The 21,178-nt window shown below is 74.7% G+C and carries 18 protein-coding genes; 11 read left to right on the top strand and 7 right to left on the bottom strand.

The window, feature by feature from the left end:
• Positions 1–53 precede the first annotated feature (53 nt).
• The 3 genes from ACIQOE_RS21090 to ACIQOE_RS21080 all read left to right on the top strand — a co-directional run bounded on the left by ACIQOE_RS21090 (position 54) and on the right by ACIQOE_RS21080 (position 2,855).
• A complete protein-coding gene (locus ACIQOE_RS21090) occupies positions 54–722 on the top strand; it encodes a phosphatase PAP2 family protein (RefSeq protein ID WP_365554095.1) in 669 nt (222 codons plus the stop codon).
• A gap of 610 nt (positions 723–1,332) precedes the next feature.
• Positions 1,333–2,055, top strand: a complete 723-nt coding sequence (locus ACIQOE_RS21085; RefSeq protein WP_365554093.1) for an HAD-IA family hydrolase — start codon at positions 1,333–1,335, stop codon at positions 2,053–2,055.
• A 137-nt stretch (positions 2,056–2,192) separates the two neighbouring features.
• On the top strand, positions 2,193–2,855 hold the full coding sequence (locus ACIQOE_RS21080) for a helix-turn-helix domain-containing protein (protein ID WP_351322483.1): 663 nt from the start codon (positions 2,193–2,195) through the stop codon (positions 2,853–2,855).
• A 9-nt stretch (positions 2,856–2,864) separates the two neighbouring features.
• Here the strand turns inward: ACIQOE_RS21080 and ACIQOE_RS21075 are convergent, their stop codons facing one another.
• Complete coding sequence (locus ACIQOE_RS21075; RefSeq protein ID WP_401412940.1) at positions 2,865–3,422, bottom strand: DUF6214 family protein; 558 nt, start codon at positions 3,420–3,422, stop codon at positions 2,865–2,867.
• 186 nt (positions 3,423–3,608) lie between these two features.
• Here ACIQOE_RS21075 and ACIQOE_RS21070 point away from each other — a divergent pair, with 186 nt between their 5' ends.
• Positions 3,609–4,967 carry an FAD-dependent oxidoreductase gene (locus ACIQOE_RS21070; protein ID WP_401412937.1) on the top strand — a complete coding sequence of 453 codons (1,359 nt, stop codon included), beginning with the start codon at positions 3,609–3,611 and terminating at the stop codon, positions 4,965–4,967.
• A gap of 94 nt (positions 4,968–5,061) precedes the next feature.
• Positions 5,062–6,447, top strand: a complete 1,386-nt coding sequence (locus ACIQOE_RS21065; RefSeq protein ID WP_401412935.1) for a nucleobase:cation symporter-2 family protein — start codon at positions 5,062–5,064, stop codon at positions 6,445–6,447.
• Positions 6,448–6,482: 35 nt separating this feature from the next.
• On the opposite strand, the gene ACIQOE_RS21060 is transcribed toward ACIQOE_RS21065, so the two are convergent.
• Entirely contained in the window at positions 6,483–7,769 is a 1,287-nt protein-coding gene (locus tag ACIQOE_RS21060) for a lanthionine synthetase LanC family protein (protein ID WP_401412933.1), read from the bottom strand.
• Between the two features lie 18 nt (positions 7,770–7,787).
• Positions 7,788–8,531, bottom strand: coding sequence for a PaaX family transcriptional regulator C-terminal domain-containing protein (locus ACIQOE_RS21055; RefSeq protein WP_401412931.1), 744 nt, complete (start codon positions 8,529–8,531; stop codon positions 7,788–7,790).
• A gap of 71 nt (positions 8,532–8,602) precedes the next feature.
• Here ACIQOE_RS21055 and ACIQOE_RS21050 point away from each other — a divergent pair, with 71 nt between their 5' ends.
• Together ACIQOE_RS21050 and ACIQOE_RS21045 are read left to right on the top strand one after the other, a co-directional pair.
• On the top strand, positions 8,603–10,264 hold the full coding sequence (locus ACIQOE_RS21050; protein WP_365571469.1) for a DNA alkylation response protein: 1,662 nt from the start codon (positions 8,603–8,605) through the stop codon (positions 10,262–10,264).
• A 127-nt stretch (positions 10,265–10,391) separates the two neighbouring features.
• Positions 10,392–12,365: a HEAT repeat domain-containing protein gene (locus ACIQOE_RS21045; RefSeq protein WP_401412929.1), complete on the top strand. Its 1,974-nt coding sequence runs from the start codon at positions 10,392–10,394 to the stop codon at positions 12,363–12,365.
• A 175-nt stretch (positions 12,366–12,540) separates the two neighbouring features.
• Here ACIQOE_RS21045 and ACIQOE_RS21040 read toward each other — a convergent pair whose 3' ends face one another.
• On the bottom strand, positions 12,541–13,146 hold the full coding sequence (locus ACIQOE_RS21040; protein WP_399009849.1) for a hypothetical protein: 606 nt from the start codon (positions 13,144–13,146) through the stop codon (positions 12,541–12,543).
• A gap of 283 nt (positions 13,147–13,429) precedes the next feature.
• On the opposite strand from ACIQOE_RS21040, the gene ACIQOE_RS21035 reads away from it, so the two are divergent.
• Both ACIQOE_RS21035 and ACIQOE_RS21030 read left to right on the top strand, forming a co-directional pair.
• Positions 13,430–14,107 carry a uracil-DNA glycosylase gene (locus ACIQOE_RS21035; protein WP_351322467.1) on the top strand — a complete coding sequence of 226 codons (678 nt, stop codon included), beginning with the start codon at positions 13,430–13,432 and terminating at the stop codon, positions 14,105–14,107.
• 275 nt (positions 14,108–14,382) lie between these two features.
• On the top strand, positions 14,383–15,306 hold the full coding sequence (locus ACIQOE_RS21030; RefSeq protein WP_351932642.1) for a hypothetical protein: 924 nt from the start codon (positions 14,383–14,385) through the stop codon (positions 15,304–15,306).
• 64 nt (positions 15,307–15,370) lie between these two features.
• On the opposite strand, the gene ACIQOE_RS21025 is transcribed toward ACIQOE_RS21030, so the two are convergent.
• The gene (locus ACIQOE_RS21025) at positions 15,371–16,402 is read right to left on the bottom strand and encodes a lactonase family protein (RefSeq protein WP_351322463.1); all 1,032 of its coding nucleotides are present in this window, start codon (positions 16,400–16,402) and stop codon (positions 15,371–15,373) included.
• Positions 16,403–16,505: 103 nt separating this feature from the next.
• The gene (locus ACIQOE_RS21020; protein ID WP_401412926.1) at positions 16,506–17,993 is read right to left on the bottom strand and encodes an FUSC family protein; all 1,488 of its coding nucleotides are present in this window, start codon (positions 17,991–17,993) and stop codon (positions 16,506–16,508) included.
• Positions 17,994–18,208: 215 nt separating this feature from the next.
• Here ACIQOE_RS21020 and ACIQOE_RS21015 point away from each other — a divergent pair, with 215 nt between their 5' ends.
• A complete protein-coding gene (locus ACIQOE_RS21015) occupies positions 18,209–18,685 on the top strand; it encodes an Lrp/AsnC family transcriptional regulator (protein ID WP_399009846.1) in 477 nt (158 codons plus the stop codon).
• A gap of 192 nt (positions 18,686–18,877) precedes the next feature.
• Positions 18,878–20,320, top strand: a complete 1,443-nt coding sequence (locus ACIQOE_RS21010) for an MFS transporter (protein WP_362642575.1) — start codon at positions 18,878–18,880, stop codon at positions 20,318–20,320.
• A 72-nt stretch (positions 20,321–20,392) separates the two neighbouring features.
• Here the strand turns inward: ACIQOE_RS21010 and ACIQOE_RS21005 are convergent, their stop codons facing one another.
• Complete coding sequence (locus ACIQOE_RS21005) at positions 20,393–21,172, bottom strand: LysR family substrate-binding domain-containing protein (RefSeq protein ID WP_365554061.1); 780 nt, start codon at positions 21,170–21,172, stop codon at positions 20,393–20,395.
• Positions 21,173–21,178 lie beyond the last annotated feature (6 nt).

The following is a 21,178-nucleotide window of genomic DNA, read 5'->3' as shown; positions in this document are numbered from 1 at the left end:
CCGTCGGAGCCGGGGAATTGCCCTTCCGGCAATGATTCGGCAAAGATCGCGTCATGCGCCCCCCGTCCAGCGACCGCCCTGCCCCGCTCCTCGCGACCGCCGTCCTCGCCCTCTCCTCGGCGCTGCTGCTCGCCCTCGTCGCCGGCGAGTGGCCGCCGCTGGTCGCGCTCGACGAGGACATCGCCGACACCACCCATCGCTGGGCCGTCGCGGACCAGGGCACCACCCAGGTGCTGCGCATACTGACCGACTGGGTCTGGGACCCGCTGACGATGCGCCTGCTGTGCGCGGGGGTCGCGGTGTGGCTGGTGTGGCGGCACTCGGCGTGGCGGACCGCCCTGTGGCTGGCCGTGACCTGCGCGCTCGGCACCGTCGCCCAGCAGACCCTCAAGGCCGCCGTGGGCCGGCCGCGCCCGGAATGGCACGACCCGGTCGACTCCGCCCACTACGCCGCCTTCCCCTCCGGGCACACCATGACGGCGACCGTGGTCTGCGGCCTGCTGCTGTGGCTGCTGCACCGCTGCGGCACCGGCCCGGCGCTGCGGCGCACGGCCCTGATCGCGGCCGGCGTCTCGGTCGCCGGCGTCGGCCTGACCCGGGTATGGCTCGGCGTCCACTGGCCCTCGGACGTCCTGGGCGGCTGGCTGCTCGGATCCTTGGTGGTGGCCCTGGCGGTACTGGCGTACGAGTGGGAGCGCGACGGCCGGGACCCCGCCCGCTAGGTCCGGCCCGACGGGGCGCGCAGGCCTGACGGACCCCTTACAGGTCGGGCTCGGGGACCGCGCAGGTCAGGACCGGCGGACCACGTACAGGTCGGGCTCGGCGGACCGCGCGGGGCGGGCCCGACGGACCCCGCAGGTCGGGCCCGACGGACCCCGCAGGTCGGGCCCGACGGGGCGCGCAGGCCGGGCCCGGCGGACCCCGCAGGTCAGGCCCAACGGGGCGCGCAAGTCAGGCCCGACGGGGCGCGCAGGCCGGGCCCGGCGGACCGCGCGGGACCGACCCGGCGGATCGCCCGGCACCGCGCCGCCGTACCGCACCGCGGCCACGGGGTCCGCCGCATCGGTTCACGGCGTCCCCACGGGCTCCCTCGCCGGGCGTTCACCGCCGGTCGGCTCCGCCACCCTCGCCACACCTGCCGAACCCGAACCCCGCCCGCGCAAACACCGTCCCGCCGGCCGCCCGCGACCCGATCCGCCGGGCGGCTCCCGGGGTCTGCGGTGGGTCAGGGGCCCGGCAGCCGGTGACGCCGCCGGTGGCCAGGGGAGCCAGGACGGCGGATCTCGCGTCGAGAGCATGATCCGCCGGTCGGCCGCCGGGTAGGGTCCGGGCATGGATGCCGTGCTCTTCGACTTCTCCGGGACCCTCTTCCGCATCGAGTCCACCGAGTCCTGGCTGCGGGCGGTGGCCGAGGAGTCCGGAGCGGAGTTCACCGGGACGGAACTGACCGAGGCCGCGCAGGCGCTGGAGGCGGCCGGAGCCCAGCCCGGCGGCGCCAACCCGCTGGAGCTGCCCGCGGACCTCGCCGAAGTGTGGTCGGTACGCGACCAGAGCGCCGCACTGCACCGCACCGCGTACACCGGCATGTCCCGCCGGGTGCCGCTGCCCGACCCCGCCCTGCACGACGCGCTGTACGAGCGGCACATGACCCCGCGGGCATGGGCGCCGTACCCGGACGCCGCCGAGGTGCTGGGGACGCTGCGCGCCCAGGGGATCGGCGTCGGCGTGGTCAGCAACATCGGCTGGGACCTGCGGCCGGTCTTCCGGGCCCACGGGCTCGACGCGTACGTGGACACCTACGTCCTGTCGTACGAGCACGGTGTGCAGAAGCCGGATCCACGGCTCTTCACCGTCGCGCTGGAGGCGCTCGGGGCCGCGCCCGCCCGGACGCTGATGGTCGGGGACAGCAGGCCCGCGGACGGCGGGGCGGCGGCGCTGGGCTGCCGGGTGCACTTCGTGGACCATCTGCCGGTCGCCGAACGCCCGGACGCACTGCTGCCGGTGCTGGACCTGGTGGGCGTGGCCCGCCGACGGGTCGCGCCCACCCAGACCTGACATGCGTGCGCCGTCCGCCCGAGACGCTCCCCCGTGTCGCCCCGGACGGACGGCAGCACTGAACAGGCCCCGCACGAAGCGGTGCCCACCGCGTCGATTATAGTTGGCTGGCAGCCAGTCAACGCAGGAGTTCCAGGATGTCCCCTCGCAGCGCCTCGGTCAATGAAGAGTTGCGCAGGCGTTCCCGGGAGCGGCTGCTGCAGGCCGCGGTCGAGCTGGTCGACGAGCACGGCTTCGAGGCCACCACGCTGGGCGCCATCGCCGACCGGGCCGGTTCGGCGCGCGGGCTGGTGTCGTACTACTTCCCGGGCAAGCGCCAGCTGGTGCAGTCCGCGGTGCACCGGCTGATGCACCGCACGCTGGAGGAGGGGCTGGAGCGCGAGCCGCGCACGGACGACGGCCGGGAGCGGCTGGCCCGGGCCATCGACGCGATCCTGGGTCTCACCCGTGACCGTCCGGTGCTGATGCGCCAGCACATGGCGGGCCTGCTCCAGGCGGAAGGCTTCGTGCAGTGCCCGGAGCAGCGCCGGCTGTCGGAGCTGCTCGGCGACACCGTCGCCCGCTACGGCTCGCAGCACGTCGAGGCCGACTACCCGATGCTGCGCGCCCTGCTGATGGGAGCGGTGTTCGCGGCACTGGTGCCGGGCGTCCCGATGCCGGTTCCGGTCCTGCGGGCGGAGCTGTTCGAGCGCTACGGGCTCGACTGGGAGCAGGGCGTGCCTCCGGGGTCCGCGCCCGAGACGGAGCCGCAGGAGCTGTCCCGGTTCTTCGCCACGGAGGACCGCAGCGGGTCCGGGTGACCGCGCGGTTCAGCGGCGCGCGTGCCGCGGGGTGAGGAAGCCCGCGTCGCGCGCCTGGGCGATGAGCCGGAGCGAGCGCCGCCGGCTGTGCCCGGTCGCGGACATCACGGCGAGGACGGGGTCGGCGCCCTCCTCCTGGGCGGCCCGGTACTTCTGGGCGACCAGCCACCGCCCCTCGATCCCCCGCGGCCAGGCGGGCCGGGCCCGGCGCGCCCCGGCCCCGTCGTCCGCGTCCCGCGCGGCGCACGTGCCCTCCGCGACGCCCTCCGCGCGGCCCTCGGGGTCACCCCCGGGGTCGTCGTCGGGGTCGTCATCGGCGGGCTCCTCGTCCGCGTACGACTCCAGTCCGCACGCCCGGAACAGGGGTTCCTCGATCCAGTCGGCGAGCGCCGTCAGGTCCGCGAGCGACAGCGCGGGCCGCGCCTTGACGTCCTCGATCGAGACCAGCCCCGCGGCGACCACGGCGAGCGCGTCGACCCGGGCGCCGTCACCGAAGGCCAGGCTGACCTGGAACCAGGACGTGGCGCCGGTGTGCTCCTGCACCTCCCAGGCGGGCGTCACGGACACCGCGCCGTCCTCCGCACACCGATCGGAAAGATTAAGAAAGGATGCTTCTAGCACACACAAAACGTAACCGCATGATCACACTCGATAGCGAGGACACGCGTTCGCGTCACCCCAGCGGCCCCTGTCGAGGTGTCCGCGCCGGTGGGATGCTGGAGCCACCAGCCCCTCGGGCAAGGGAGTCCCCCCGTGTTGCGTGTCGCCGTCGTCGGCTCCGGGCCGAGCGGGTGCTACACCGCCCAGAACCTCGTCCAGCTCGACCCCACGGTGGTCGTGGACGTCCTGGACCGGCTGCCGTGCCCGTACGGACTGGTGCGGTACGGCGTGGCTCCGGACCACGAGAAGATCAAGTCGCTCCAGGGCAACCTGCGCGCGGTCCTCGAACACGAGCGGGTCCGGTTCCTCGGCGGCGTCCGGATCGGCGACGGCCCCGGCGAGCTGCCGGTACGGCGACTGCGCGAGCTGTACCACGCGGTGGTGTACTGCGTCGGCGCCGCGGGCGACCGGCGCCTCGGCATCCCGGGCGAGGACCTGCCGGGCAGCTGGTCGGCGACCGAGTTCGTGTCGTGGTACAGCGCGCACCCGGACGCGATCGACACCGGCTTCGTGCGCGACGCCCGCTCCGCGGTGGTGATCGGCGTCGGGAACGTCGCGGTGGACGTGGCCCGGATGCTGACGCGGGGCGTGGCCGAGCTGAGCCCGACCGACATGCCGCAGGCGGCGCTGACCGCGCTGGCGGCGAGCCGGATAAGAGAGGTCCACGTGGTCGGCAGGCGCGGCCCGTCCCAGGCCCGCTTCACCACCAAGGAACTGCGTGAGCTGACCGCCCTGCCGGACACCGAGGTCCGCGTGGATCCGGCCGAGTTGGCGCTCGACCCGGCCTGCGCCGACCCGGCCGCGCTGCCTCCCGCGCAGCGCCGCAACGTGGAGGTGCTGCGCGCCCTGGGCGAGGACGGCGCGCGGGGTGCGGAGCGCCGCATCTGGCTGCGGTTCTTCCTGCGCCCGGTCGAACTGCTCGCGGACGGCGGGCGGGTGAGCGGCGTGCGCTTCGAGCGGACAGAGCCGGACGGGCACGGCGGGGTGCGGGGCACCGGGCGGTACGAGACGCTCGACGCGCAGCTGGTGCTGCGGTCGGTGGGCTACCGGGGGCTGCCGCTGGCCGGGCTCCCGTTCGACGCGGGGACCGGCACGGTGCCGCACGCGGCCGGCCGTGTCCTGCACGGTCCGGGTGGCGGACGGGCCGGCGGGCCGGGCGACTACGTGGCCGGCTGGATCAAGCGCGGCCCGACCGGCGTCATCGGCACCAACCGGCCCGACGCCAAGGAGACGGTGACCTCGCTCCTGGCGGACGCGCCCGCGCTGCTCGACAGGGCGGTGCCGGACGATCCGGTCACCGCGCTGCGCTCGCTGGGCGTCGAACCGGTCGAGTGGCCGGGCTGGCAGGCGATCGAGCGGGCGGAGGCGGCGCTCGGTGCCCGACTGGGCCGCGGTGTGGTCAAACTGGCCGACTGGGAAGCCCTGTTGACGGCGGCGCGGTCGGGGGCGTAGCGAGCAGGCCGCCGCCGGTCGGGCAGGACACGTGTCGGCAACACCACGGCAATCAACAAACTGTGCAAGCCGCTTACGGTCTCGTCCTGACCGGATGTCGTCCCCGCCGCCTGGAGTCCTCGTGTCCGCCACCGCCGCCCCCGCCCCCGTCCATCCCGTCGACGAGGTGCCGCCCGTAGGACAGTTGGCCGCCTTCGGCCTGCAGCACGTGCTCGCGATGTACGCGGGCGCCGTCGCCGTCCCGCTGATCGTGGGCGGCGCGATGAAGCTGTCACCCGCCGACCTGGCCTATCTGATCACCGCCGACCTGCTGGTGTGCGGGGTCGCGACGCTCATCCAGTGCGTCGGCTTCTGGCGGTTCGGCGTCCGGCTGCCGATCATGCAGGGCTGCACGTTCGCCGCGGTGTCGCCGATGGTCCTCATCGGCACGACGGGCGGCGGACTGCCCGCGATCTACGGCTCGGTGATCGTCGCGGGCCTGGCGATCATGCTGCTCGCCCCGGTCTTCGGGAAACTGCTGCGGTTCTTCCCGCCGGTGGTCACCGGCACGGTGATCCTGATCATCGGGATCTCGCTGCTGCCGGTCGCGGGCAACTGGGCGGCGGGCGGCGCCGGTTCCGAGGACTTCGGCGAGCCGCGGAACCTGGCGCTGGCGGCCTTCGTGCTCGCGGTGGTGGTCGCCGTGCAGCGCTTCGCTCCCGCCTACCTCGCCCGGATCGCGGTCCTGACCGGCATCGTGGTCGGCGTGGCGGTGGCGGTGCCCTTCGGGTTCACGGACTTCGGCGGGGTCGGCGACGCGGACTGGGTGGGCGTCAGCACCCCGTTCCACTTCGGGACGCCCACGTTCAGGGCGTCCGCGATCGTCGCCATGCTGGTGGTGGCCCTGGTCACCATGACGGAGACGACCGGTGACCTGATCGCGGTCGGCGAGATGACCGGCCGGAGGGCCGAGCCGCGTTCCCTGTCCGACGGCCTGCGCGCCGACGGCCTCTCGACCGTCCTGGGCGGCGTCTTCAACACCTTCCCGTACACGGCGTACGCGCAGAACGTGGGCCTGGTCGGCATGACCCGGGTGCGCAGCCGCTGGGTGGTCGCGGCGGCCGGCGTCATCCTGGTGCTGCTCGGCCTGCTGCCCAAGCTTGGCGCGGTGGTCGCGGCCGTACCGGCGCCGGTGCTGGGCGGTGCGGGCCTGGTGATGTTCGGGACGGTCGCGGCGAGCGGCCTGCGCACCCTCGCGACCGTCGACTTCGAGGGCAACCACAACCTGACGGTGGTGGCCGTCTCGGTGGCCGCCGGGATACTGCCGGTGGGCGTGCCCACGGTCTACGAGAAGTTCCCCGACTGGTTCCAGACGGTCATGAACAGCGGCATCAGCGCGGGCTGCCTGACGGCGATCGTCCTCAACCTCCTCTTCAACCACCTGCCGGCCAGGACCCCTTCGTCCCCGGAACTCCCCCCGTCCGCTCCCGACACCGTCTGACCGGCCTGCCGTCCGGGCACGGGGCCGCCCGTCCGTCACGCCACGGCGCCGGCGGCGCCGTCCCGGGCGGGCACCTGCGGCTGGTCCGGCCAGGCGACCGCATAGCGGGGGTCGCCGCCGCGGCTCAGCCGTACGAACCTCAGGAGTTCGCGGACGATGCCCGCGTTGCCCATCGCCCAGCCCGTGGACGGTTCGAGGTCGCCCGGGACGGCCCGGTGGTCGACGTTGGACCAGCGCGCGCCGTCCCCGTCCCGGGTCGCGCGGGCGGCGAGGTCCGCGACGAGGATCCGGGCGAAGTCGTCGGTGTCCCGCCGCTCCGCGATCCGGTCGCAGGCCGTCGCGAGGACGCCCGCGGTCCCGCAGCAGCGGCCGTTGTTGTCCCAGAAACCGGGGCGCAGCCGCTCGGGCAGGCCCGAGTGCGTGACCGTGTGCCAGCAGCGGTCGGCGAGGGCGGTCCAGGCGGGGTCGCCCGTGACGTCCCGCAGCAGCCGGAAGGCCTGGCCGTCACCTGCCGGGCCGTGGCACCAGCCGTAGCTCACGGGATCGACCACGTCGGGACGGAAATGGGGAGTGGAGTGGGGCACCAGGAAGCCCGGCGGTCCCGCCTGGTCACGGGCCACGACGTCGGCGGCACCGGCCAGGGCCAGTTCGACCAGGTCGCCACGGCCGGTGGCGCCACCGATCCGGGCCAGCGCCAGGACGATGCCGAGCGTGCCGTGCGAGACATGGTGCAGATGGGAGGCGACACCGGGGCGATGGGTCCACTGGACGCCCGCCGGAGTCGGCTCCGCCGTCCGCAGGTAGGGCTCCACGGCGAGGACGCCCAGGTCGGGATCGCCGGCCGCGAGCGCTCCGAGTCCGATGCCCGCGTTCCCGCCCATCAGCTCGAACAGGGCGCCCCAGCGGGTGCCGTCGAAACGTGACCGTACGGCCGTCAGCGCGCGGTCGGCCGCGGCGCCGGCCGTCCTGTCGCCGAGTTCCTCCTCAAGTGCCCGCAGGACGAGGGCCATTCCGGTGCGGCCGAAGTACAGGGAGTCGTCGTCGGCGCCGTCGACCGCGTCCGCGATGCCCCGGCCCGTACGCAGCGCCGTGTCCGCGTAGGTGTCGTCGCCGAAGTGGCGCCAGGCCTCCAGGAACACCAGGACCTGCCCGGCCGCACCCCGGTAGAACGCGTGGTCGACGTCGCTGTCGGAGCGGAGGTCCGGCCAGGCGAGCTTCCCTCCGGAGGTCTCCCGTGCCGAGCCGGCCAGCCAGCGCAGGCCGTCCAGCGCGAGAGCCTCGGCTTCGTCGACGTCCTTCAACGTGGTCCGTGCCCCTGTCATGGGCTCACCTTCGCATGATCATTCCGCCGGATCCCCCAGTTCCGCCCGATAGGACGCGTACGCCGTGCGCAGGTCGTCGCCCGGCCAGTCGGCGGGGAGGAGTTGCGGGGGCAGGACGGGGTCGGTCAGCAGGTGGCGTACGGCCGCCGCGAAGAGGGTGAGGCGGTCGGGGGGGCGGCGGGCCCCGGCCTCGTGGGCCAGCAGGGCGCGGGCGGTGTCGGCCCAGGCTGTCAACGGCCAGAGGCGGGCGGCCAGTTCGGGGGCGGGTCGGGACGGGCGGGCCGTGCAGGGTTCGGTGAGGTCCAGCACGTCGCCGGGCAGCGCTCTGGCCAGGTTCGCCGGGCGCAGCCAGACGCCCTCGCGGAGTTCGGCCAGGCGGAGTCGGGTCAGGCGGGTGCGCAGCTCCGCGCGTTCGGCGGGACCGCGGCCGGTGGCCGTGACGACCAGCATCTCCCAGTCGCCGTGCCAGGCGCGGGTGCGGGGCCGTACCGCCTCGTCCTGGCGGCGCTGGCGGGCGAGCAGCCGGTCGCTGAGGCCGTAGACGGCGTCGTCGGTGCGGCGCAGGTCGCCCGCCGCCGTCATCCGGCTCAGCGCGGCCCGCAGCGCGGAGCCGCCGACCCCGAACGGTTCCACGAGCCGGAGCAGGTCCTTCACCGGCAGCCGCGGCGGATGCGTGCCCAGCAGCAGGCTCAGCACGACCGACCGGGCGGACAGCGGCCGCAGGTCGACACCGGCGGGCCCGGCGGACACGTTCATGCGCATGGTCACGTACTGTACGTGCGGCCTCATATTGCAGCATTGCTACAGTCGTAGTGAGAGTGCAACATGGAGCCATGGACCCGACCGCCGCGCTTCCGCAGCCGCAGTACGCCACCCACGACGTCACCAACCAGCCGCCGCCGCTGGCCCCGTACGACGCCTCCGACGACGCGGCCCTCCTCGAAGGGCTGCGCCGGGAGGGCGCCGAGTGGGCCGAGCAGGGGATCCGGCGGCTCGGCGCGCGGGCCGGGAGCGCGGAGGCGCAGGAGTGGGGCGAGCTGGCCAACCGGCACGAGCCGGAGCTGCGCAGCCACGACCGGTACGGCAACCGGATCGACGAGGTCGACTTCCACCCCAGCTGGCACCACCTGATGCGGACGGCGGTCGCCGAGGGCCTGGCCGGGGCGGCGTGGGCCGACGACCGGCCCGGCGCCCACGTCGCGCGGACCGCCGGCGGGCTGGTGTGGGGGCACACCGAATCCGGCCACGGCTGCCCCACCTCGATGACCTACGCGGCCGTCCCCGCGCTGCGCGCCACCCCGGACCTGGCCAAGGTCTACGAACCGCTGCTGACCAGCCGGGAGTACGACCCTCAGCTTCGGGTGCCGACCGAGAAGCCCGGCCTGCTCGCCGGGATGGGCATGACGGAGAAGCAGGGCGGCTCGGACGTCCGCACCAACACCACGGCCGCCACGCCGACTTCGGAGCCGGGCGTCTACACCCTGCGCGGGCACAAGTGGTTCACCTCGGCGCCGATGTGCGACGTCTTCCTGGTGCTGGCCCAGGCGCCGGGCGGACTGTCCTGCTTCCTCGTGCCGCGGGTGCTGCCCGACGGCAGCCGCAACGCGTTCCGCATCCAGCGGCTCAAGGACAAGCTCGGCAACCGGTCGAACGCGTCCTCGGAGCCGGAGTTCGACGGCACCGTGGCCTGGCTGGTCGGGGACGAGGGCCGGGGTGTGAAGACCATCATCGAGATGGTCAACTGCACCCGGCTGGACTGCGTGATGAACTCGGCGACCCTGATGCGCAAGACGCTCGTGGAGGCGGGTCACCATGTGGGCCACCGCAGCGCGTTCGGCGCCCGCCTCCTCGACCAGCCGCTGATGCGCAACGTGCTGGCCGACCTGGCACTGGAGTCGGAGGCCGCGACCACGCTCACGCTGCGGCTGGCGGGCGCCGCGGACCGCGCGGTGCGCGGGGACGAACAGGAGCGGGCCTTCCGGCGGATCGCGACCGCCGTCGGCAAGTACTGGGTCACCAAGCGCGGCCCGGCCTTCACCGCGGAGGCCCTGGAGTGCCTGGGCGGCAACGGCTACGTCGAGGACTCCGGCATGCCCCGCCACTACCGCGAGGCACCCCTGCTGTCGATCTGGGAGGGCTCGGGCAACGTCAACGCGCTCGACGTGCTCCGCGCCCTGGCCCGCGAACCCGGCGCCGCCGACGCCCTGTTCGGCGAACTCGCCCACACGCGCGGGGCGGACGCCCGGCTCGACGCCGCCGTGACCCGGCTGAAGTCCGGCCTGGCCGAAACCGACCAGGCGGGCGCCCGCCGGCTGGTCGAGAAGATGGCGCTCGCGCTCCAGGCCTCCCTGCTCGTCCGGTACGCCCCGGCCGCCGTCGCCGACGCCTTCTGCGCGACCCGGCTCGGCGGCGACTGGGGGTACGCGTTCGGCACGCTGCCGGCCGGGACCGGGCTCGACGCGATCCTGGAACGGGCCCTGTCCGGCGGGAACTGAGCCCGCGCGGGGCCCGGTTGGCCGGTGAGCGTCGACGGATCGCACACAGTCGTCGCCCGATTCCGCATTGTTGTCAGTGCCGTGGTGCACACTCCTGAACAGGTGGTAACCGCCCGGGGAGGACGACGTGTTCACGGGGATCGACGAGGTCGACTGGGCCGCGCTGCGGCACGCGTACGGCAGCGCGGAGGACGTGCCCGGCCTGCTGCGCGCCCTGGCCTCGCCGGACGCGACCGAACGCGAGGCCGCGCTCGACGGGATGTACGGCTCGGTGCACCACCAGGGCAATGTGTACGACTCGACGCTGGCCTGCGTCCCGTTCCTCTTCGCGCTCGCCGCGCGCGCGGAGGTGCCGGACCGGGGCGCCATCGTCGAACTGCTGGTCAGCATCGGGGCGGAGAGCGCGGGGCCGCCGGCCCGCACCGCGGTGCGCGCGCACGCCGAGGCGTTCGTGCCGCTGGCCGACGACCCGTGCCCCGGGGTGCGGCGGGCGGCCACGACGGCCGTGGTCGGATTCCTGGACGACCCCGCGCGGGTGCTGGAACTGCTGCGCCGGCGGAGCGCGGTGGAGCGCGACGAAAAGGTGCTGCGGACCCTGACCGAGGCCCTCGGCCTGTTCGTGCGGCGCCATCCCGCCGACGCCGGCGGGGCGGTGGAGCTGCTGGCCGCGCAGAGCGAGCCGCCGCACTCCCCGGGGACGCGGCTCGCCGCGCTCGGCCAGCTCGCCCTGGGCGCGCCCCTGCGGCTGCCCGCCGATCTGGTGCCGACGGCCGTCCGGCTGCTCCGGGAGCGGTCCCTGCGGCGCGCCTCCGGTCCGGACCGGGCGGCGCCGGACACCCTGGTCGGCCGGATACGGCGGCTGCGGCCGTCGGACGAGGAGGGCGCGTACCTGCTGCGCACCCTCCACCGGGCGCTGGACGACCGGGTGGCCGACCGGATCACCCTGCTGGTGGGCCAGTTGGACAGTCCGGACGCGATGGACCGGTGCAACGCGGTACGGATGTCGGCCGGGCTGTTCCGGGAGTGGCGGGCCGACTTCGGCGCGGCCGTGTCACTGATCGGCGGCCAACTGGACTGCGAGGAGGACCAGTTGCGCGAGGCGGCGGTGTCCGTGCTCGCGGAGCTGTTCGGCCTGGCCGCGCCCGCCGCCGACGACCTGCACGCGCTGGTGGTCGCGCGGCCCGACCTGTGGGTGCACAGCTGGGTACGGGGCAGACCCTCGCTCGGCCGGCCGCTCAAGGCGCTGGCCAGGAGCGGTGATCCCCGTGCGGTCCCGGTCCTGGCGCAGTTGCTGGCGGCCCCGGCGGCACCGGCAGGTCTCGGCTTCGAGGTCGCCCACCTGGGACCGGCCGCGACTCCGCTCGCGCCCGCGCTGCGGCGCCGGCTGGGCCGGATCCCGCTGGACTCGCCCGAGGCCGCCGAACTCGCCGCTCCCCTGCTGGCGGCGCTCACCGCCCTCAAAGACCCGGCGGCGGTCCCGGAAGTGCTGCGCCTGCTGCGCGGCGCCCCGGACGGCCTCGGAGCGCGGGAGGCGCTCGTCGGACAGGCGGTGCGCACGCTCGACGCCCTGGGTACGGCGGCCCGGGCGGCGACACCCGTGCTGCGCGCGCTCCTCGACACCCGGCACGCGGCGCCCGCCGCGGGCGCCCTGTGGTCGGCGGAGGGCGACGCGGACGCCGCACTTCCCGTGCTGTTACGGGAGTTGACACGCGGCCGCGGCGGGCGGACCGCGGCCGAACAGCTGGGGCGGCTCGGGACCGCCGCCCGGGAGGCCCTGCCCGCGCTGCGCGGCCTGGCCGGATCGGGCCGCGTGTGGGAACGGACCGCGGCGGCCCAGGCGTGGTGGCGGATCGACGGTGATCCGGAACCGGTGCTGCCGGTGCTGCGGTCCGCCTGGGCGGAGAATCCGTACGCCCGCGGTGCGATCGCCGGATGCCTGGCGGAGATGGGCCCGGCGGGCGCACCGCTGCGCGACCTGCTCACCGCCGAACTCGCCACCGCCCGACGGCACACGGCCCGGCCGGGCGGCCACGGCAGCCACGACATCGCCCGCGACGAACGCCTCCTCGCCGACTGCCGTACGGCACTGGCCAGTCGGTGACCGCAGCGTCGCGGGCACACCCCCACTCAGCCGAACCGCCCGACGCCCGAGGGCACACCATCCGGTCGGACGGCCGCGGCAACGGCCACACCGCTCGCGACCAGCACTCCCCCGCCGACTGCCGTACGGCGCCGGGCAGTCGGTGAGGTTCAGGTCGAGGGCAGGGCCGGCCGGGTCAGCCGATCGTCCGGCCCCATTGCGGCCCGAGCCGTGACCACTCCGCGTCCCAGCGGTCCATCCGCCGCCGTTCCAGGCGGCCGCGCACCACGAGCCCGGCGACGAACGGGACGGCGGCGGCGCTCAGTCCGACGAGGCCGCCGATCAGCACCGACCGCAGACGGGCCTCGGCGGCGGTGGCGGGCCGGGAGACGAGATGCCCCTGGAGGTCCGTCCAGACGGCGACCGGCGTGCCGATCCCGCTGCCCGCCGCGACCCGTGCCTGGCCGGTGTGCGCGGAGCCGTCGGCGACGGTCCAGCCCACCCTGGCCCAGACCCGTTCGCCGCCGGAGGACCCGGACTCGGTCTCCGTCTCGGCTCCGGGCCGTCCCGGTGCCCGGTCCAGGACGTGCGCCACGGCCGGCCGCCATTCGGCGCGCTCGCGGGCCAGACCGCCCTCCGCCGACCGCGCCGCCGCGAGCCCGCCGACCACCCCGGCCGCCAGCGTGAACAGCCAGGCGCCGAGCAGCACCCAGGCCTCCAGCGTGTCGCCGCGCCGCTTCAGCGGATTGCGCCGCCAGCGCCACAACCAGACCTTCGGACCACGGAACGCCTTCAAAGGCATCCTCCTCACGCGCGCACGGACAGGCCGGACCGCCCTCCCATACGGGAGAGGCCGCCCCGTTGCTCACGGCGAACCTCCGAGTCGACGGTCGCACGACCGGGCCCGCTCGCGCAGGCGTCTCCCGGAACGGATCCGGACACCTTCCCCGACGGTCCGGCAGCGCGCGCCCGCGAACCGTCCGAAGGCCACGGTTTCTGTCGTACGGACCGACGGTCCGGTCATCCTCGGTCGTCCCGCGGTCACCGCTTGATCACCGCCCCGTGTACGGCAGTAGGGTGACGCCGTGGCACCACGACCCTTGCATGAAATCGTCGAACCGGGCTGGGCGAAGGCCCTGGAACCCGTGGCCGGACAGATCGCCGCGATGGGCGACTTCCTGCGCGCGGAGATCGCCGCGGGACGCACCTACCTGCCGGCCGGGCCGAACGTCCTGCGGGCCTTCCAGCAGCCGTTCGACGACGTCCGTGTCCTGATCGTCGGTCAGGACCCCTACCCCACCCCGGGGCACGCGGTGGGACTGTCGTTCTCGGTCGCGCCGGAGGTGCGCCCGCTGCCGGGCAGCCTGATCAACATCTTCCGGGAGCTGAACACCGACCTCGGCCTGCCCCAGCCGTCCAACGGCGACCTCACCCCCTGGACCCGGCAGGGCGTCCTGCTGCTCAACAGGGCGCTCACGACCGCGCCGCGCAGCCCCGCCGCGCACCGGGGCAAAGGCTGGGAGGAGGTCACCGAGCAGGCGATCCGGGCGCTGGCGGGGCGCGGCAAGCCGCTGGTGTCCGTTCTGTGGGGCCGTGACGCCCGCAACCTCCGTCCGCTGCTCGGCCAGTTGCCCGCGGTGGAGTCCGCGCATCCCTCGCCCATGTCGGCGGACCGCGGCTTCTTCGGCTCCCGCCCGTTCAGCCGGGCCAACGACCTGCTGATCCAGCAGGGCGGTCAGCCGGTGGACTGGCGTCTGGCCTGAACCGGGCGGCGGCGGGACGCCGGTTCCGGTCCGTCCCGCCGCCGACCTGCGCGGCAACACGTCCGGTCACCGGACCGCCCGCTTCCCGGGGTGCGGAGACGCCGCCTCCGCAGTACGCACAAAAAGGGATTGATCCCACCGGGACGTGAACTGTCCGACAGGTGGCGGGATCACCTCCGAATCATGCGTAACTCATCAGACAAAACCGGACGGATACCGCTCACCTGCACCCTCCCCGAACAGGGGAGCCCAATAAGCCAGTAACATGCGTCGCCATGAGCTCCCCCACTGGGCCCGCGTCCGGCCTGCCAGTACGAATGCCGCGACCTCGCCAGCCCGGGCGGCACCGCCGACCCGAGCCGCTGGTGGCTCCCGAGGACGCGCCCGCGCTCGTCCTCGCGGTGCCGGGTACGCCCAGCACGGCCACGCGCGGCCTCGCCGAGGAGGTCGTGAGCATCGCCCGCTCCGAGCTGCCCGGCCTGGACGCCCGCATCGGTTACCTGGACGGGGACGACGAGTTCCCCACCCTGCAGTCCGTGCTCACCCGTGCCGCCGAGGAGCGCACCGCCCGCTACGAGCAGGCCGTCGCCGCCGGTGTCGAGGGTGTCAAGATGCCCGACGGCCCGGTTGCGGTCGTCGTGCCGCTGCTGGCCGGCCCGGACAGCGCGCTGCTGCGCCAGGTCCGCCAGGCCGTCATGGAGAGCCGGATCGCGGCCGACCTGACCGACGTCCTCGGCCCGCACCCGCTGCTCGCCGAGGCGCTGCACGTGCGTCTGTCGGAGGCCGGTCTGGCCCGCGCCGACCGTGCCCGCCTGTTCACGGTGGCGACGGCCGCCGACGGCATCATCCTCGCCTCCGTGGGCGGCGAGGAGGCCGTGCAGGCCGCCGGGATCACCGGCATGCTGCTGGCCGCGCGCCTGGCCGTGCCGGTGATGGCCGCGGCCCTGGACCAGGAGGGTTCGATCTCCTCCATCGCGGAGCAGCTGCGGGGGGCGGGCTCGCAGCAGCTGGCGCTGGCGCCGTACCTGATCGGTCCCGAGATCGACGCGGAACTGCTGGCCGCGGCCGCCGAGGAGGCCGGATGCGCCACCGCCGAGCCGCTGGGCCCGTACCCGGCGATCGGCAAGCTCGCGCTGGCCAAGTACACGACGGCGCTGGGGATCGCTCCGCAGCAGCCGCAGGGTACGCCGGTGCGCTGACACCAGCGTGTGTGTCCGCGACGGGTCCCTTCCCAGGAAGGGGCCCGTCGGTCTTTTCAGCGGCTCAGCCGAAGACGACGCAGGACGGCGCCGGGATCTCCACGGAGCCGTCGTAGCGCGGTACGCCCGTCTCCCGGTCGACGGCGAACCAGGTGATGTCCCCGGAGCGTTCGTTGGCCGAGTAGAGGAAGCCCCCGGACTCGGTGAGGGCCCTGGGCCAGTGGCCGCCGCACGGGACGGTGGCCGTCAGGCGGAGCTGGTCCCCGTCGACCGCGAACGTGGACAGGACGTCCTCGCCGCGGGTCGCCGTCCACAGGAAGCGGCCGTCGGGCGACACGGCGATCCCGGACGGGTAGGCGTCGCCCGCCGGGGCGCCGGGCAGTACGGGAGTCTCCGCGAGGGGCTTGAGGGCGCCGGTGGCGGCGTCCCAGCGGCAGACGGTGACGGTCGGGGTGAGTTCGTTGACCACGTAGGCGTACCGGCCGCCGGGGTGGAACGCCAGGTGCCGGGGGCCGGAACCGGGGCGCAGCGCGAACTCGCGGTGGACGGCGAGCGCGCCGTCCTTCAGGGTGCACACGCGCACCGAGTCGGTGCCGAGGTCGACGCTGACCGCCCACCGGCCGCTGGGGTCCGGCTGCACCTGGTGGGCGTGCGGGCCGCGCTGACGGCGCTCGTGCGGGCCCGAGCCGCTGTGCCGGAGCACTCCGGACGCGGCGTTGGCGAGGGTGCCGTCGGGGCGGACCGGGACGGCGCTGACGCTGCCCGAGCCGTAGTTGGCGGTCAGGACGTGGCCGCCGAAGACGCTGAGGTGGGTGGGGCCGTTGGCGTCGACCGGGACGGGGGGTCCGGCGAGCCGCGGCTTGTCGTCGTGGACGTGGTACGCGGCCACCGCGCCGTCGGCGGTCTCGCTGACCGCGTACAGGGTGCGCCCGCCGGGTGCGAGCGCGAGGTACGACGGGTCGGGCACGCCGCCGACGCTCTCCAGCAGGGCCAGGGCGCCACTGTGCGGATGGACCGCCGCCGTGACGACTCCCGGTCCGCCCGCCGCCGTGAACGACCCGATGAAGGCCCTCCGCCGTCTGCCGCCGTCTGTCACCGGTGTCCCCTCTCGATACGAGCCGGTACGAGTCAGTACGAGCCGGTCCGGGGCCGACGGTAGCAGTTTGCGGTCTAGACCAGGGCGTCCGGGGCGGCGCGTGTCAGGCTCCGATCAGGGGTGAGCGGGAGGGGGCGAGCAGCGGCTCGGCGAGGTCGGCGAGCGCGCGCTCCACGCCGTGCAGATGGGCGAGGGCGGGCTCGGTGGGCTGCTCGGCGGGACCGGCGGTGTGCGCGGAGCCCCGGGTCAGCGCCTCCACGGCCGCCTCGACGCGCCAGCAGGCGGCGGCCAGCCGGGCGTCGTGGGAGGCCTCGGGATCGGCGGCGACCGCGACCAGGCCGCGGATCTCCCGGGCGCAGTCGTCGAGCAGGGCCAGGACCCGGCGGGCACGGCGCCTGCGTCCCGGCATCGGGCTGAGCGGGTGGACGAGCGGGGCGACCGAGAGCCGTACCCGGCCGAGCAGCTGCTCCAGTTCGGCCACCCGGGGTGCCGGATCGGCGGTGGCGGACCCGGCGAGCCTGGCGGCGGCCTCGGCCGTGCAGGCGTGCACGCAGCGCAGGGCGCGCTGGATCCAGGCGTCGGTGGTGAGGTGGGTGGTGACCGGCAGGACGAACAGCACGGCGAGTCCGGCGCCGAGGGCGCCCACCGCGGTCTCCGTCAGCCGGAGCGCCAGCAGGGACGGGGTGAGGACGCCGAGGAGGCCGTAGAGCAGTTCGGCGAGCAGGGTCACCGAGAGCATCATCCAGGTGTAGGAGACGGCGGCCGAGTAGAAGATGCCGAAGACGGCGACCGCGGTCAGCACGGCGGTGGGTACGGGAGCGCCGTGCACGGGGACGGCGACCAGCAGGCCGAGCCCGATGCCGAGGACGGTCCCGAGGACCCGGCGGAATCCCCGGACCAGGGTCTCGCCGCGCGAGGCGGTGTTGACGAAGATCCACCAGGTGGCGCCGACCGCCCAGTACCAGCGCTGTCCCGACACGGCCTGGCCGACGACGAGCGCGAATCCCGCGCCCGCGGTCGCCTGGACCGCCTGCCGGGTGGTGACCCGGGCCAGGCCGCGGCCGGCGTGCGGGGCCGGTACGGCCGCCGGGGGCAGGTGGCGTTCGTAGCACCACAGGCCGAAGCGGACGACGGCCGCGGCGAGCACGGAGAGCAGCACGGCGGCGTACAGCCGCGGCAGCTGTCCGGGCGTGGCGTGCAGGAACTGGGCCACAAAGTAGGTCATGAAGGCGAACACGCCGAGGCTGTGGCCGCGCGGCCCCCAGCGGCGCGCGTACACGCCCGCACCGACGACGGCGAGGAAGACCAGGTCCCGTGCGACGGGCACGCCGTGCAGTTCCGCCGCGGCGGCCAGCACGGGGAGGCCCACCACGGGCAGCAGCGCGGTGGTGACGGCCTGCCCGCGCACGGTGGCGTCGGTGACCGTGAACAGGGCGAGCAGCGCGGCGAGGCCACCGGTGACGGCGCCCGCGAGGGACTGCCCGGCCGCCCCGCAGAGCACGACGGCGAGGCCGATGCCCAGCACGGCCCGCCCGGCGGATCGCAGCCGCATCCGGCCCGGGTCCGGAGCCGTGAACGCCCTCTTCAGCACTGCTTTCCCTCCCGTGGACGGCACAGAAATGGCGCCGCGGGATCCCGCAGCGCCATCGACACCCCCCATGAGAGCACCGCCGGGGCGACTGGCTCAAGTGTTCCCGGATTCACTGGGCCATTGGTTCACCGTCCTCTCAGTCTGTTGGTCACCGAGGGCGCCGATGGCGCAGCTCGACCGGAATTCCCACTGAGCCATTGGTACAGTCACCCACCATGGCCGTGGACGAGCTCGACACCCGCATCCTGCACCTGCTGCTGGAGCAGCCGCGCACCAGCGTGCGCGAGTACGCCCGGATCCTCGGCGTCGCCCGGGGCACCCTCCAGGCCCGCCTGGACCGGCTGGAGCGGGACGGCGTGATCACCGGCGGCGGTCCGTCGCTCTCCCCCTCCGCGCTGGGCCATCCGGTGCTGGCCTTCGTGCACATCGAGGTCACCCAGGGCCATCTCGACGACGTCGGGGACGCGCTGGCCGCCGTCCCGGAGATCGTGGAGGCGTTCTCGATCACGGGCGGCGGGGACCTGCTGACCCGGGTGGTGGCGCGGGACAACGCGCACCTGGAGGACGTGATCCAGAAGCTCATCAGTCTGCCGGGCGTGGTCCGCACCCGTACGGAGGTGGCCCTGCGCGAACGCGTCCCCCACCGGCTGCTGCCCCTGGTCGAGTCCATCGGCCGGGCCGCCCGCGGGTGACGCCGTCGCGGCCGCCCCCGAGCCGCCACAGCCACCGGTGGGCGGTCAGAGCCGCCTGTGAGCCGTCACGTCGACCCCGAAAGCCGCCGCAGAGCCACCCGTGAGCCGTCACACCACCCGTACGGACCACCGCCGCCAGCCGTTCGCTCCGCCGGTCGTGCGACCCGCGCGACGGCTGCCTAGCGTGGCGGCATGACCACGACCTGGGCGAAGCCGCAGCGACCGGCCACCGACGACCGGCGGTGGCGGGCGCTCGGGGTGTGTCTGGCGGCCGGCTTCATCTCGCTGCTCGACACCTCCATCGTCAACGTGGCGCTGCCCTCGATCGAGCACGGGCTCGGCGCGACGGAGGCCGCCCAGTCCTGGGTGGTCTCGGGCTACGCCCTGACCTTCGGGCTGGCGCTCGTCCCGGCCGGCCGGCTCGGTGACATACGCGGGCGGCGCCAGGCCTTCCTCCTCGGGCTGGCCGTCTTCACGGTGGCGTCGGCGGCCTGCGGGCTCGCCGCGAGCCCCGACTGGCTGGTGGCGTTCCGGCTGATCCAGGGCGCGGCCGCGGGCCTGGTGGCCCCGCAGACCTCGGGACTGATCCAGCAGATGTTCCAGGGCTCGGAGCGGGCCAAGGCCTTCGGACTGCTCGGCAGTGTCATCGGCGTCTCGACGGCCGTGGGCCCGCTGGCGGGCGGCCTGATCATCGACGCGGCCGGTACCGGCGACGGCTGGCGGTGGGTGTTCTTCGTCAATCTGCCCATCGGCGTGGCCGCGTTCGCCGCCGGCCTGCGGCTGCTGCCCCGCTTCCCCGGCTCGCCCGGCCGGCGCGAGGAGTTCGACCCCGTCGGGGTGGTGCTCCTCGGTGCCGGCGTGCTGGCGCTGATGCTGCCGCTGGTGCAGGAGCAGCAGTGGAACGGGCGGCTGAAGTGGTCGCTGCTGCCGGTGGGTGCGCTGCTGCTGGGCCTCTTCTGGGTCTGGGAACGCCGGATGGGACGGCTCGGACGGGCTCCCCTGGTCGATCTGGAACTGTTCTCGCTGCGGTCCTTCACCCGCGGCGCGCTGATCAGCCTGAGCTACTTCGCGGGCTTCACGACGGTCTTCTTCGTCCTCGCCCTGTTCCTGCAGAACACGGCCGGATACAGCGCGCTGGCCTCGGGCCTCTCGGTGATGCCGTTCGCCGTCTCCTCGGCGGTCGGGGCCGCCCTGGGCGGACGGCTGGTGGTCCGCCACGGGCGCAAGATCGTCGTCATCGGCCTCAGCGGGGTGGCGGTGGGGCTGCTCGGGATCGCCGCGGTGGCGTGGCTGGTGCCGCTGGAGGACCTGGGGTGGGCGGCGGCGGTGCCGATGATCATCGGCGGGATCGGCTCCGGTGTCACGGTCTCCCCCAACACGACGCTCACGCTCACCCTCGTCCCGGTGAAGCGGGCCGGTGCGGCCGGCGGCGTGCTGCAGACCGGCCAGCGCGTCGGCTCGGCGGCCGGGATCGCGGTGGTGGGCGCGGTGTACTTCGCCCACCTGGCGAACGGCGGCCCGGCCGTCGAGGCGCTCCAGCTGGGCCTGCTCACGTCCGTCGGTTTCATCCTGGTGGCGCTGTGCCTGGCAGTCGCCGACCTGCGCGAACGCTCGCACGCACCGCACGACGACTGAGCCGCTCGGGCCGGTGCTCGTCAACGTGGCCCAGGAGCGTCCGGCCTCGCGTGCGGCGGGAGCGGTGGCGGGTCAGGACCTGCGGCGGGGCTTTCCGCGTTTTGCGGGCTTGGCGGACTGGGTGCGCCTGGCGCCGCCGGCTCCGGCCCGGCCCTGGGAGCCACGGCCCGCCGCGGTCGCCTTCTGCGGCCGTTTCGACTGCGTCCGCGCGGCCGGGGATCCCTGCGGCTCCTGGTCGGACTGGCGGCCACGCGTGCTGTTGACCGTGCGGCCGCGGACGATGCCGATGAAGTCCTCGACCAGGTCGGTGGTGGCCTCCTCCGGCCAGGACAGCGCGACCGTCGACTGCGGTGCGTCGGTGAGCGGCCGGTAGGTGAGGTCCCGGCGGTGGTACAGCCGGGCCAGCGACTGCGGGACGGCCAGCAGGCCGACGCCCGCGGCGACCAGTTCGACGGCGTCCTCGGTGGTCGCCGGACGCTCGAAGGCGGGCTCGCCGGGCGGCGCGTCCCAGTCGAGGACGTCGTCCAGGGGGTGGAAGAGGACCTCGTCGGCGAGGTCGGCGACGGTGACCTCCTCCGCCGCCGTGATCACGTGGTCCTTGGGGACGACGATCACCGTGGCCTCGGTGTAGAGGGGGATCGCGCTGAAGAACGCGCGGTCCACCGGAAGCCGTACGAAACCGGCGTCCGCGTCGCCCGCGCGCAGCGTTCCGGCCGCCTCGGCGGCCGTGACCTGGTGGAGGGCGAGGGGGACGCCGGGCAGCCGCTCGTGCCAGATCCGTACCCACTTGGCGGGCGTCACGCCGGGGACGTACGCGAGCCGGAACGACGGTGTTTCCTCCGAGCCTGTCACCCGGCC

It is taken from the genome of Streptomyces sp. NPDC091282 (assembly GCF_044757385.1).
Classification (GTDB): domain Bacteria; phylum Actinomycetota; class Actinomycetes; order Streptomycetales; family Streptomycetaceae; genus Streptomyces; species Streptomyces gramineus.
This window is presented reverse-complemented; position numbering and strand designations above follow the sequence as displayed.

What these genes read in the sequence shown, in the direction of transcription:
- ACIQOE_RS21090 (WP_365554095.1), top strand. Translation starts at nt 54, where the DNA reads ATGCGCCCCCCGTCCAGCGACCGCCCTGCCCCGCTCCTCGCGACCGCC.
- ACIQOE_RS21085 (WP_365554093.1), top strand. Translation starts at nt 1,333, where the DNA reads ATGGATGCCGTGCTCTTCGACTTCTCCGGGACCCTCTTCCGCATCGAG.
- ACIQOE_RS21080 (WP_351322483.1), top strand. Translation starts at nt 2,193, where the DNA reads ATGTCCCCTCGCAGCGCCTCGGTCAATGAAGAGTTGCGCAGGCGTTCC.
- ACIQOE_RS21065 (WP_401412935.1), top strand. Translation starts at nt 5,062, where the DNA reads ATGTCGTCCCCGCCGCCTGGAGTCCTCGTGTCCGCCACCGCCGCCCCC.
- ACIQOE_RS21060 (WP_401412933.1), bottom strand. Translation starts at nt 7,769, where the DNA reads ATGACAGGGGCACGGACCACGTTGAAGGACGTCGACGAAGCCGAGGCT.
- ACIQOE_RS21055 (WP_401412931.1), bottom strand. Translation starts at nt 8,531, where the DNA reads ATGCGCATGAACGTGTCCGCCGGGCCCGCCGGTGTCGACCTGCGGCCG.
- ACIQOE_RS21050 (WP_365571469.1), top strand. Translation starts at nt 8,603, where the DNA reads ATGGACCCGACCGCCGCGCTTCCGCAGCCGCAGTACGCCACCCACGAC.
- ACIQOE_RS21040 (WP_399009849.1), bottom strand. Translation starts at nt 13,146, where the DNA reads ATGCCTTTGAAGGCGTTCCGTGGTCCGAAGGTCTGGTTGTGGCGCTGG.
- ACIQOE_RS21030 (WP_351932642.1), top strand. Translation starts at nt 14,383, where the DNA reads ATGAGCTCCCCCACTGGGCCCGCGTCCGGCCTGCCAGTACGAATGCCG.
- ACIQOE_RS21015 (WP_399009846.1), top strand. Translation starts at nt 18,209, where the DNA reads ATGGCCGTGGACGAGCTCGACACCCGCATCCTGCACCTGCTGCTGGAG.
- ACIQOE_RS21010 (WP_362642575.1), top strand. Translation starts at nt 18,878, where the DNA reads ATGACCACGACCTGGGCGAAGCCGCAGCGACCGGCCACCGACGACCGG.